The 12496-nt window shown below is 65.8% G+C and carries 11 protein-coding genes; 4 read left to right on the forward strand and 7 right to left on the reverse strand.

What is annotated here, in order from left to right; all coding sequences use genetic code 11:
- Positions 1-8 precede the first annotated feature (8 nt).
- Complete coding sequence (locus K3U93_RS13550) at positions 9-1325, forward strand: acyltransferase family protein (protein ID WP_083011050.1); 1317 nt, start codon at positions 9-11, stop codon at positions 1323-1325.
- 570 nt (positions 1326-1895) lie between these two features.
- A complete protein-coding gene (locus tag K3U93_RS13555) occupies positions 1896-2879 on the forward strand; it encodes an IS110 family RNA-guided transposase (protein ID WP_230981225.1) in 984 nt (327 codons plus the stop codon).
- Between the two features lie 609 nt (positions 2880-3488).
- Here K3U93_RS13555 and K3U93_RS13560 read toward each other — a convergent pair.
- From K3U93_RS13560 to efeU, 7 genes are all read right to left on the reverse strand, one after another.
- A complete protein-coding gene (locus K3U93_RS13560; RefSeq protein WP_083012828.1) occupies positions 3489-3746 on the reverse strand; it encodes a hypothetical protein in 258 nt (85 codons plus the stop codon).
- Positions 3743-4363 carry an RNA polymerase sigma factor gene (locus K3U93_RS13565; RefSeq protein ID WP_083012830.1) on the reverse strand — a complete coding sequence of 207 codons (621 nt, stop codon included), beginning with the start codon at positions 4361-4363 and terminating at the stop codon, positions 3743-3745. The genes K3U93_RS13560 and K3U93_RS13565 overlap by 4 nt, the downstream gene beginning before the upstream one ends.
- A 19-nt stretch (positions 4364-4382) precedes the next feature.
- Positions 4383-5450, reverse strand: a complete 1068-nt coding sequence (locus K3U93_RS13570) for an acyl-CoA dehydrogenase family protein (RefSeq protein ID WP_083012832.1) — start codon at positions 5448-5450, stop codon at positions 4383-4385.
- 39 nt (positions 5451-5489) lie between these two features.
- A complete protein-coding gene (locus tag K3U93_RS13575) occupies positions 5490-6014 on the reverse strand; it encodes an OsmC family protein (protein WP_071511599.1) in 525 nt (174 codons plus the stop codon).
- A 162-nt stretch (positions 6015-6176) separates the two neighbouring features.
- Positions 6177-7466 carry an iron uptake transporter deferrochelatase/peroxidase subunit gene (gene efeB, locus K3U93_RS13580; RefSeq protein WP_083012835.1) on the reverse strand — a complete coding sequence of 430 codons (1290 nt, stop codon included), beginning with the start codon at positions 7464-7466 and terminating at the stop codon, positions 6177-6179.
- Positions 7467-7468: 2 nt separating this feature from the next.
- The gene (gene efeO, locus K3U93_RS13585; protein ID WP_176220087.1) at positions 7469-8635 is read right to left on the reverse strand and encodes an iron uptake system protein EfeO; all 1167 of its coding nucleotides are present in this window, start codon (positions 8633-8635) and stop codon (positions 7469-7471) included.
- Positions 8636-8666: 31 nt separating this feature from the next.
- Positions 8667-10274, reverse strand: a complete 1608-nt coding sequence (gene efeU, locus K3U93_RS13590) for an iron uptake transporter permease EfeU (protein WP_083012837.1) — start codon at positions 10272-10274, stop codon at positions 8667-8669.
- Between the two features lie 257 nt (positions 10275-10531).
- On the opposite strand from efeU, the gene K3U93_RS13595 reads away from it, so the two are divergent.
- Complete coding sequence (locus K3U93_RS13595) at positions 10532-11932, forward strand: PPE family protein (RefSeq protein ID WP_083012840.1); 1401 nt, start codon at positions 10532-10534, stop codon at positions 11930-11932.
- Positions 11933-11947: 15 nt separating this feature from the next.
- Positions 11948-12322 carry a hypothetical protein gene (locus tag K3U93_RS24910; protein ID WP_083012843.1) on the forward strand — a complete coding sequence of 125 codons (375 nt, stop codon included), beginning with the start codon at positions 11948-11950 and terminating at the stop codon, positions 12320-12322.
- The last annotated feature ends 174 nt before the right edge of the window (positions 12323-12496 follow it).

Consider the following 12496-nt stretch of genomic DNA (forward strand, 5'->3'; position numbering starts at 1 on the left):
GCGACCTGATGGACCGCGCAGACTCCGCGCGACCGGCCCGCAATCTGGCGGTGGATTTCTATCGCGTGTCCGGGGTGGTCCTCATCGTGCTGGGGCATTGGCTGGCCGGATCGGTGACCTATCACGACGGGCAATTCGGCCGGCAGAACCCGCTCGTCGACATGCCCTGGACTCAGTGGCTGACGTGGCCTTTCCAGGCGGTTCCGACGTTCTTCCTGGTGGCCGGCTACGCCGGCGCGGTGTCCTGGAAGCATCGGCGCGAGACCGGCGGTGTGTCGCGCCAGACGTGGCTGCGGCGCCGACTGGCCCGGGTGCTCGGTCCGACAGCGGTGTACGCCGCGCTGGTGTCGGTGGTTGTGGTGGTGTTGGGTGCCTACCACGTGGCGGGTTCGGTGCTGGAATACGCGGGTTGGGCGGTGGCGATGCACCTGTGGTTCCTCGCCGTCTACGTGCTGGTGGTGTCGCTGACGCCAATTGCGATTGCCGCACAACACCGTTGGGGACTATGGGTGCCGGGCGCGCTCGCCGTGGCGGTCGCGGTGGTCGACGTCGCCTCGATCGGTGGGCACGTGCCGTACCTGGGCTGGCTGAACTACCTGCTGTGCTGGGGGGCGCTTTATCAGCTCGGAATCGCTTGGCACGGTGGGCTATTCACCGATCGGAGGGCGGCGCTGCTGGCGGCCGGGTCCGCGGTCGCGCTGACTCTGCTGATTTGGCGGGGAACTTACCCGGTCAGCATGATCGGCGTTCCCGGTCAAACCGTCGACAATACGACGCCGCCGACCGTGGCGATGTTGGCGTTCGGATTCGCGCAGGCGGGACTGGTGATCACGCTGGCGCCGATGCTCAACCGCGGGCTGCGCGCCGGCCCCGTCCGGCGCGTGCTGTCCGTCGCCAATGACAACGTGATGGCCCTTTACCTGTGGCACATGATTCCCGTCGTGATCGTGGCGGTCGTCGGCTACCCGGCCGGACTGTTGCCGCAACCGATCGAAGGAACGGCGGATTGGTGGCTGGCCCGGCTGGAATGGGTGGCCGTCCTCGGCCTCGTGACGGCGGTCGAAATGATGCTGTTGTGGTGGGGGCGGCGCCTGTTTGCGGCGCCGCTGCCGATGCTCGGTATCCCGCTCACGGAGCGCTGGGGTGAACCGGTGATGCTGACCGGCGCGGCGATGGCGGCGTACGGCCTGGCGTTCGTCGCCGCGGAAGGCTTCGCTCCGGGCGGGCGCTTTCCCTGGGTGATAGCGTCGATTTTCGCCGCCGGAGCGCTGCTGGTGGCGCTTCGGCCCAAGGTGGTATCAACGACGAAGAGTTTGCAGGGTTAACGTCACGGCCCATCTGTTGCAGCGTTAATTATCGAAACCACCTCTGCCGCAGCCGATTTCGCTATGCCACCGCACCCCAGCTATGGGAGAAGCGAGCAAGGGTGTGAGCCGGCGCACTCTTGGTAAAGGTTGCCTCAGAGCTGTGGTTAGCCTAACCTAATCCGGATTGTTGAGAAAGGCTTACTGTGACGGTTACGTTGCCGATTGATCCGGACGCCGATGCTTCCCGGCGCGCTTGGCTGCCCTGCCCAAATTGCGACTGGGGCCGCAACAAGTGCTCGGAGTGCCGCAGCAACCGCAACTGCGGTTCACACTGGCAGTATTTGTTGAGCAATCAAGCGACACGGGTCAACCTGCAATGTCCCGGCTGCACGACGATATGGTCGATCGACACGCGAGATCGCTAGCAGCTGCACTCGACCCGGGCCCACTAGCACGCTGTTGGCATCGATTCGGCGGGGTTGCTTGTCGTCGACTTTGATGCGATGAAGGGGCGGGGCCTCCGCTCCCCGTGACGTTCCCGGCGGATGCTGGGGGTGCTCACTTTCCACGAAGTAAGGGAGGCCCCTAATGAGTGAGTATGACGGAAAACAGTTCGTCGGGATTGATCTGCATCGTCAACGTTCGGTGATTGTCCGCCAAACCGATACTGGCGAGCAGCTCTCGGTGGTTCGGATCGTCAACGATCCCGTGGTGTTGGGGCTAGAGATCGAGCGGGCCGGATCGAGCCCGGAGGTGGTGCTCGAAGCGACCTACGGTTGGTATTGGGCAGTCGATGTCCTTCAGGCGGCCGGCGCGAGCGTGCATTTAGCACATCCATTGGGTGTCAAGGGATTCCGTTATCGCCGAGTAAAAAACGACGTGCGCGATGCTAATGATCTGGCGGATCTGCTGCGGATGAACCGGTTACCGGAGGCATGGATCGCGCCGCCGGCGACGCGGGAGCTGCGTGAGCTGGTCCGTTACCGCGCCAAGCTGGTGGCGCTGCGGTCGGGTTTGAAAGCCCAGGTGCACGCCGTGCTCGCTAAGGCCGGGGTGTTGATCGTGGCCTCGGACCTGTTCGGCATGACTGCCCGCAAGCACCTAGAACGCACACCATTGTCCGGTGTGTACGCCCAGAAGGTGGCCTCGCTGCTGCACCTGATCGACATGTTCGATGCCGAGGAGCAAGCCCTGGCAGCCCGCATCGCCACCGAATTGCGTCGCCACGACGGTTACCATGCGATCCAAGCGTTGCCCGGTGTCGGGCCGGTCTTGGCGGCCATCTTTGTCGCCGAGATCGGCGACGTGCACCGATTCCCCGATCCTGATCGACTATGTTGCTGGGCGGGGCTGACACCACGTCACTACGAGTCTGACACCGTGGTCCATCGCGGGCATATCACCAAACAGGGATCCAAGCTGGTGCGTTGGGCGGCCGTCGGGCGATTCAACGCAAGACCACGGCGAAGATCACCGCCGACAAAGACCGGATCGCGGCCCGGCGCGGAAAAACATCGCCAAGATCGCCGCGGCTCGCAAGCTGCTCACCCTGGTCTATTACGGCCTGCGTGACGAACGTATCCGTGCACTGGCCAAGGACGCAGCGTGAGCCCTGGACACGGTATACGCGTGGTCGCCGCAGAGTCTGGCCTCCCCTCGGGGCGTGGCCGTCACGTTGATTGACCCCGCATACCGCGAGCCGCACCGCTCCATGCCACTGGCGAAGGGATGACCGGCAGCCGGGGAAAAATTCGGCCCTGCCGCCCGCGATTCGCATCGCACTGGAGACGGGACGCTTCACCCCACAACACCATAGGGACCCGCCGTTTCGGTTTCTGGGCCAAGTCTGCGCTGAAGCGCGTCGCGGTCAAGACCGTTCGTCCTCGCTACGCTGCGGGCGCTCCGTCTTGACCGCGCCCCTTATTCAGCGCTGCCCGCACAGACCCCGAAAACGGACAAAACAGCAGCACGACACACTTGACACAACCCCACCCCTTCAGGGATGACTCTGCGCTGACCAGGCTCTCTACTCGCACTTTTGCCTGGTAGGCGCAGAGTCAACAAGCCGACCTTTACGGACTCAGAGCGTCTTGAGATGGTGGCAACCAATGATGCGATTTGGCTTCCCACAGAGACGGCGAAGTTGCCCGGCGCCTAAGCGTCGATTGTCACCCGTGATGGTTACTCCCTAAAGTTATTGATCGCGTCGATGACCCCGGCAATGTCCTTGTCGCTCAGCCTTTCCCCGTCGAAGACGTGGTTGAGCAGCACTTTGAGGTCGAGCATCTGTTGCAGATAGACCAGGCACGGGGGGCACTCGTCGAGGTGCTTGGCGACGATCGGTCCCCACTGTCGTGGGTCGGAATCGACAAGGTCGTCGACGAGCCGGACGAAATCGACGCAGTCGATCGCGGGGACTGTGTTGTCGTGGATAGTCATCGTTGGTACCGCTTCTCTAGTACGTTTCGGAGGTTTCCCCGGGCGCGGTAGAGCAGAGCGCGCTGCGCCTCGGCGGACAGTTCGAGGATCGCCGCGGCCTCTTCGCCTGACGCGCCGACGAGGTCACGCAGGATGACCAACTGCCGTTGTCGATCCGGCAGCGCGTCCAGCGCCGCCCGCACGTGCCCGACGAGTTCGCTTGCCACGGTGTGGTCTTCGGGGAGGAACCGCCCTGACGGCGGAGCGCTCCAGTGCCCAGCATCGGGGTGGCCGGCGGGGTACATGCGGCCCGCCAGCGGGTCGGCGTCCTCGGTGGCCAGCACCTCATGCTCGCGGATCCGCGACTCCCGGCGCCGATAGCGTGCGGCGGTGTGCTTGACGATTGCGAATAACCAGGTGGCCACCGACGAACGCCCCTCGAACGAGCTCGACGACTGCAGAACCTGCACCCATGCCTCCTGCACCGCTTCTTCGGCCATCGTCGGTGAATTCACCATCGTGCGGGCGAAATTCACCATCGGCCGGTGATAGTCGCGCACCAAACTGGTCAGCGGAATGCCGCCGACCAGACGCTCGGGTTCGATGGCCTCGGGCGTTGGCGGCGCCGCCGGAGTCACCGTTGACCCGGGCAGCCGCTCACTGGCATCGGTCAAGTTCCCACCGCAGTTGGGCCTCCGACGGCGACTGGACGGGAATGAAAGCGGCCTCACGGTAGCGCCGGCTCGCCGGCGTCCTACTTGCGTAGCCCTTGCCGCCTGCGGTTCGGATCTCCAAAGCCGCACTAGCACTAGCGATCTCGGCCGCAAGGAGCCGTAAGGACAGCAATTCCCTCTTGCTGGGCGGTTGCGCCCCGCCGACGGATGCGGCAGCGCTCGCCAGCGATAATTCCGCCGCGGCGAGCTTTCGTGCTACCTCGTCGGCTTCGGCGGCGAACACCGCGTTCACCCCGGTCAGTCCGAGTTTGCTTTGCGCCACAGTGGTTTTCGTTAGCCCAATGCACATGGCCGACTGCAGAACGAGGAAGGTGGGCCGGACGGCGTTCAGAAATCCCTCGAAGCCGGTCGACAACACCTGCTCTGAAGTAATAAACGCGTCTTGCAGTTTCAGGTACGACGAGGCGGTACTACCCATGGCCAGCAGCGCGAAGTGGTCGCCCAGGACGACACCCGGCGTGTTCAAAGGCACGGCCACGATCAACTTCTCGCCGGCCTCGGTGCGGGCAGCGGTGATCATCAACGAGTCGTCGTACAGGTTGCTGGCCCACCTGATCGTCCCGCTCAGCCGGTAGCCGCCGTCGACGGGCGTGGCCGTGAGGTCCAGACTGCCGCAACCGGCCGCGTCCTTGAAGGCCGACGCCATGCCGGTCACCCCCAGCGAAGTTCCGGAGAGGAGCGGCTCGGCCGCCGCCAAGCTAAAGGGCGTTGCGGCCCTGAGCAAGTACTCCACCGCCATCCGGTGGGCCCACAGCGAGAATCCGGTGCTCATGCATTCACCGGAGATCAGGCCGATCACGTCGGCCATCTGCGGGAGCCGTCCATCGACGTTGCCCGGCGCGCCGAGCCCGAGCAGACCGGCGGCGCCGAGCGCCCCGAAACTGCGACGGGCCGTGTCCTCGTCGCGGTCCAACACATCGGCGTGGGCGCGAATGTCTGCCAGCAGTTCCGGATCGACCATGCCGGTCGCGGCATCGATCGTCGTGGTCACGGCTGGACCGCCTGTTCTTGTGGTTTCATGCGCAGCCCCCTAGCCGACGGCCAGGGTCGAGTCGACGCTGACCGGGTTGCGGAAGGTGTTCACGACGGGCGACCAGGCGATGGCGTTGTCGTGGATCTCCTTGAGTGTCGCGTCGTCGGCGTCTCCGGCCAGGGACACCGTGCAGCGGACGGCGCTGAAGCCGAGGCGTTTGCCTTCCGGGGTGTCCCCCACTCCCCATACCGCGGAGATGTCGATGTCGCCTTCCATTTCGACCTCGATCTTGGTCAGTGTCACGCCGCGGTGAGTGGCATTGGCCAGCAAGCCAACCGAGATGCATGAGCCCAGCGCGGCCAGGGCGGTCTCTGAGGGGTTGGGCGCCGAGTCGTCGCCCAGCAGCGCGGGTGGCTCGCCGACCAGCATCGGCGCCAGGTCACGCACGTAGGTCATGTTGCGAAACCCGGTCTCACATACCGTCTTGGCTTTCAGGGTCTTCTTGCCGGTTTCGGGGTTGGCCTTGGCGTTACAGGACAGCCGGTCGAGGCCTTCGGCGTCGATGACGAGTGCGTCGGTCATGAAATTCCTCCGTGTCTCGGTGGTTTCGATCTTTCACGGCGTTAGTGCTCGGCGGCCGCCCGAACGTGACGGTCGCAAGATTGATTTGCCCGGACGACACCGGGCGTCGCTTGCTAGAAACGTCGCGGCGACCCCAAGGGTGGTGGGTCGGCGGGAGTGTGCTCAGCCGAACAGGCCCTGCCCGATGTAGTGGCCTTTCTCGGGCGCGGGCGGTATCGCGAAGATAGCTGAGCCGATGTGGCGGATATATTCGTTGAGCAGGTCGTGAGCGCCGAGCCGGTTCTGCAAGCGAATAAAATCGTCGGGATCTTTTTGATACGAGATGAACAGCAATCCGGCGTTGAGTTGGCCGTTGGCATCCAGTCCGTCGGTGTAGTTGTAGGAGCGTCGACGGATCATGACGCCGTCGTTGTTCTCCCTGGCGGCCAGCGCGACGTGGGACAGCGGATCGATGAGCGGTTCGCCGTCGGCGCCTTTGGCGGCGAAATTCGGCGTGTCGAATTCGGCGTTGCCGCTCAGCGGCGCCCCTTCCTCCTTGCTGCGGCCAAAGATCTTCTGCTGATTGCCGATGCGGTCGACGTCCCAGGTCTCCAGCAGCATCCGGATCTTGCGGACGACTTGATAGGTCCCCCCGTTCATCCAGGGCTGGTCGCTGTTGTCGACCCAGACGTAACGAGCGTACTCCGCCTCGGTGGTGACATTGCGGGTTCCGTCCTTGAATCCCAACAGGTTTCGTGGGGTCTGCTGGCCCGGGCCGGCCGAGGCCCGTCCGAAACCCAGCACGGCCCAGAACGGTGACACGATGTTGCGGCCAAGGCGGGCCAGGTTGCGCACGGCGTGGTAGCAGACCTGGGGGTCGTCGGCGCAGGCTTGCACCGATAAGTCGCCACCATGCAGGCGAGGATCCAGGTTGTCGCCGTTGAGCGGGGGCAGATCGGTAAACGCGGCGGGGCGCCGCCCGGCGAGCCCGAAACGATCACCGAACAGCGACGGCCCCAACCCGATGGTGACGGTGAGACTGGCGGGGCTCAGGCCGTAGGCCTCCCCGGTATCGGTGGGGGGCTGCACATCGACGTGCGGCTGGACGGTGCCGACGGGCTTTCCCTGCTGCAGGACCGCGGCCGCCGCCGACCAGCGCGCCAGCAGGGCTTGCAGATCGGCGCGGCCGGCGCCGGCGGCCAGCGCAAAGGACATGAACACGGCGTAACGCTGTGGGAGCGTGGCGATTCCGCCCTGGTGGACCTGGCCGTAGAAGGGGTAACTGCGGCGGAGGTCGACGGTGTCGTCGTCGCTTGGGCGACGCGCGGCCGCCGTCGCGTAGCCGGCGAAGCCGCCACCGGCGGCGCCGACGGCCGTGCCGGCGAGCCCGGCCAACACGGCGCCGCCGAGCATGCGCCGGCGCGACACCGCGGCGGTGTCGTCGTCGGCGGATTCCGTCGGATCGTCGGCCATGGTCAGCTCGCCGAGACGACTTTTTGGGCGACCGTGGACAGGCTCTGGTGCAGCGGCTGGATGACCGCGGTCAGTTTCGGTGCGTCGCTGGCCTGCAGCGCGGGGGTGTACGTCCGGTAGCCGCCCAGCGCCGACGGGTCGCGGTAGCCGTCCAGTGTGCGGAGCACCGTCTGGAACTGCTGGTCGATCTGGTTGACGAGATTGCCGTCGATCTTCTCCAGCCCGGGCCGCAGCGAGGCGTAGGCCTGTTGGGCGCCTTCGACGTTGCCCGAGAAATCGACGAAGTCGATGTGGCTGAAGGCCTCCTCCTCACCGGTGATCTTGGTGTTTTGTACCTCTTCGATCAGGTCGGCGGCGCCGTTGGCCAAATCCTCCGGCTTGTACTGCAGGTTGGCGACGATACCCTCCAATTTGCCTACGTTGCCGACCAATTCGGTGCTCAACGCCTTGGTGCCCGGGGTGATCGCACCGCCCTGCCACAGGTCGCGCTCGACGGCGTGGAAGCCCTTCCACCCGACTTTGGCGTCGACCGGGGTGGATGCGCGCATGTCGATCAGATAGTCGAGGTTGCCGGCGTTGTCGCCGACGGTGAAGCCCGGCAAGACGAAGCCTTCGACGTTGGCTTCGGTGCGCTCCCAGAACAGCCGCGCCTTGGCGTAGGCCGTCTTCGCGGCGTCGATGTCGCCGGACTGCACGGCGGCGTCGAGCGCCTTCACGCCGTCGTTGAGCTGACCGATTTGGCCGACGACGTATGCCGCGTAGTCCTTGGTGCCCTGGCTGAGGACGCTCGCCACCGTGCCCGACGGGGCCGCCGGTGCCCTTCCGGTGACCGTCAGGGTTTGGTATTCGGCGCCGGCGCCGGGGCAATAGATTTGGTAGGAGCCGCCGTCCAGGGTGACGGTAAAGGACACCGGGTCCAGGCCGGGCGCGAGGTTTTCCTTTTCGCCGATGATCCGCTGGTCCCTGAGCAACTCCATTTCGGTGATGCCCGGCGCGCCGGTGTTGACCACCGTGAAGGTTACCGGCCCGGCCGGCACGCTGGTGGTGTTCAGCGCGCAATCGTCCTTGCCACCGTTGTTGGCCATGGTGATGTTGACCGCGTTCGCGCCGGCGCCACCCGACTGGGCCGATTTGCCACTCGAGTGACCGCACGCGGCTACGCCGGACACTACGACCAAAGACGCTGCTGCCCAACAGACTTCACGAGACCGGCACCTTACCCGGGCGGTGGGATTCACTCTCAATCGTTTTCCTCTCCTGTTCGGCTCGCGTGCGGCCGCCACGCACCGACGCGCCTGCGCAGGCCACCGCGAAGGCGCCTAGTACCAAGGGAAGCCAGGCTTTCCACAGCTGTCGCTCCACCCGTTCGCGGGCGTTCGCGTTGATCCGCGCGGCCGTCGCATCGTCTTCGAGGCCGGCGGTGGACCAGTCGGTGGGCAACCCGCCGACGCTGACGGTCTTGGGCCCGGTAAGCCCGCCGCCGGTGAGCACGGCGGTGCGGTTGCTGGCCGCCTGGGCGCTCACCACCGAGTCCCCTTGGGCCAGAACGGTATAGACGGTGGTGGCCACCCATTGGGCCCGGAACGGACCCGGCGTGCGAGCGGGCGTCAGGCCCACCGGTAGCCGCCCACCCGCCAAGCTCAATAGCTGTTCCAGCGTTACCACCGACGCGCTGGTGCCCGGGTCCGCGGGAGCGGTGGTCTGCCACACCTGCACGGGGACACCGTCCACGGATTCGTCGCCGGCCGCGGCCAATTGTATGTTGCGGGTATTCGACCCGCCCTCGCCGGTGATTGCCAGCGAACGCCCGTCCGGTCTGGTGATCAGCGACACGCTGGCGGTGCGACCCAGACGGTCGGTCACGGTGCGTGTCCGCGCGCCCGGCGTCGACCCGCCGGCGGGAACCATGATCGCCAGCAGCGCTGCCACGATGAGCAACATCGCCGACGTGGCAGCCAACAACCGGCGCCGGACTCGTGGCGCCGCAGCGAGTCGAGCCGGCCAGAGGAACATGACGAGCACAGGGATCACGTAAAGCAGCCAGGCGAGCACCTCGACGAGCCGCGGATCGGCGGGTATGCCGAACAGCCCGGTGATCAGCGCGCCCTGCACAGAGTTGCGGGGCATCCATGGTGAGAAGTTGAACACCTGTTGTTGACCGATGGTCACCCAGCCCGCCTCGTGCGCGGTGCGCAGCGCGCCCAGCACCAGTCCGGCGGCGATCAGCACCAAAAGCACCCCGGTGACTCGGAAGAACCGACCGAGATTGAGTTTCAGGCCGCCGTGGTACAGGCCGACGCCGATCACGATCGATATCGCGATGCCCGTTAGGCCGCCCAGCATGGCGAACCAGCGGCTGCCGTGCGACGTCTGCGCGGTCGCCAGCAGGAACACCGCCGTCTCAAAGCCCTCCTTGAGAACGGCCAGAAAGGCCATGGCAACCAGGGCCAGCGCACCGCCACGGTTGATCGCCTGCCGGGCCTCGCGCTCGAGTTCGCCCCTGAGCCGGGCGGCGTTGCGGCTCATCCAGATGATCATGGACGTCACAAAGACCACGGCGACGGCGCCGATGACCGTCTCCATCATCTCCTGCTGCGCCTGCGGCAGGGTCGCCGACAGCAGGTCCAGGCCGACACCGACCGCAACGCTGATCAGCATGGCCAAAGCCACACCAGCAAACATCGGACGAGTCGACTGACCGTTGCGCTTGAGGAAGGCGCCGACGATGCTCACGATGAGCGTCGCCTCCAGGCCTTCACGCAGGCCGATGAGAAAAGTGCCTATAAAAACGCCGTATACGCCCTGCATGCACCCGATTCCTGTCCCCCGATCGGGACCTTGACTTAGCCTAGCCTAACTAAGGGGGTCCGAAAATGTCAGGTGCCTCGGCATCCGGTAAATCGAGGCGCGTTTGTCCGCTTGGATCACTGGCGCGTCGACCTCGACGGTGGCCAGCCGTGGCTCTCAGCTAACAGCCAGTTATCCAGGGGCAACATTTACGCTGGCATCCCTACCCTTTGGGTAATCGTGCCTAACTTCCTGTCCCCGGAAACGACGAGCGGTCTGTGACCGCACCGATCTGGCTCGCCATCCCGCCCGAGGCCCATTCAGCGCTGCTATCGGCTGGCCCAGGCGCCGGGCCGCTGTTGACCGCCGCCGGATCTTGGCACAGTCTGGCAGCCACCTACTCCGATATCGCCGCCGAGATCGAGGCCCGTGTCGCGGAGGCACGCGCCCACTGGCAGGGTCGCAGCTCCGAGCAATACGCGGCCGCACACCAGCCCTTCGTGGCATGGCTGCAGATAACCAGCGCCGCCGCCAGTACCGCAGCAGCCCGACACGAAACGGTGGCGACCGCCTACCAGTCGGCGGTGGCGGCCATGCCAACCCTGTCCGAACTAGCCGCTAACCACACCCTGCATGCAGTGCTGGTCGCCACCAACTTCTTCGGTATCAACACCATCCCGATCGCGTTGAACGAGACCGACTATTGGCGGATGTGGATGCAAGCAGCCACCGTCATGACCACCTATCAAGCGGTCGCCGAATCCAGCCTCGCCGCCGTCCCCGCTACTCCTCCCGCACCGAAGATCCTTGCCGACGACACCACAACCAGCCGAGCGGCTGCCGAGAGTGGCCAGCCCGGCTGGGTGTCCCAGCTCATCGCGCAGCTCGAACAGTTGCTGACCAATCTGTACGACTCTTTGGGTTCAATGGGTCCGTTCGGCGACGTGCTGATCCCGGTCATCCAGGGGGTGGTCTACGTCGTCACTCAAGTGCTCAACTTCGCCGTCAGCGTGGTTACGGGATATCCCATCACGGTGTACGGGCCAGTCCTCGCGTCGCTCATTTCCGGCCTCACCCAGTTGGGCCTGCTCGGACTGCTCGGTGTCCAGTCGGCCCCCGGAGCCGAAATCGCTGCACAGCAGGTCCCAGCGAAGGAGGCGGCCGATCGCCTCCCGCCGCCTGCGGCCACGGTGAGCGCGACCACCAACGCGGGCGCAGTGTCCAGCGCACCGTCGGCGCCCAACACCGCCACCGCGCCGCCCACGTCGACTGTCGCCAACGTCGTCAGCCAGCCGGGGATGCCCTATCTGGCTGGTGGCCCCGACGCCGAAGGCTTCACACCGACGGCCGGGACGCCGGCGGCTACTCGAGAACTGCGGACGAAGGGCGCCGCGACGGCGGCGGTTTCGGACGAATCGGCGGCCGTGGCCCGAACACGACGGCGCCGAAAATACCGCCGCGAGCGCCTAGAAGGCGATGGCCGCATGGCGCTGTCTGCCAGCACCGACGACGCCTTCCCCTTTGCCGCCGCCTCCGACCAAGGTGCCGGACACCTGGGTGTCACAACCTCTGCTAACCGGGCCCGGGGCCTGACCCAGCTGGCCGACGGCGTGCTCGACGAGAGTTTCCAAGCCCCGATGCTGCCCTACACCTGGAGCCCGGAGGGTGACGCCGAGTAACACCCACGGCGTCGCGTGCAACTGCCGGTGGTCGAAATCGACACCACCATGAGTCACTTAGCTGGCGGATCGGTCCGGCCGACATGTTCGCTCCGGGAACCGGTTTCCTGTACTCGCACGCGGGCCGCACCGCCATCGTCGAACGCGCCGGCGTTCCTGTCGGGACAGGGCACCAGCATCGCGATCGCCGGCGCCTACGTGTTGGCCAGTGAACTCGTCCAACATGATCGACCCGAGCCGGCTTTCGCCGCGTACGAGCACAGACTGCGCGACTACGTGGAAAAGAATCAGAACCTGGCGCTGCGCACCGACTCCAATCCATCGAGCCTCGGCCTGGACATCCGTACGGTCACCCGGTCGGAGCCCGCAACGGTGGTTGGCAGGCATTAGTGCCCGGGTCCCACCACCACCCGTTGTCGCACGCGAGGGGTTGCGGCCCGACACCCAACGGCCGACATACGTTGGCCGTCGGATCCCACCATTGGCCAGGGTCACACGCAAGCGGCTGCGGCCCGACCCCCAGCGGCCGGCACACCTTACCGGTCGGGTCCCACCACTGGCCCG

The sequence above is a fragment of the Mycobacterium malmoense genome (genome assembly GCF_019645855.1).
Taxonomy (GTDB): Bacteria; Actinomycetota; Actinomycetes; order Mycobacteriales; family Mycobacteriaceae; genus Mycobacterium; species Mycobacterium malmoense.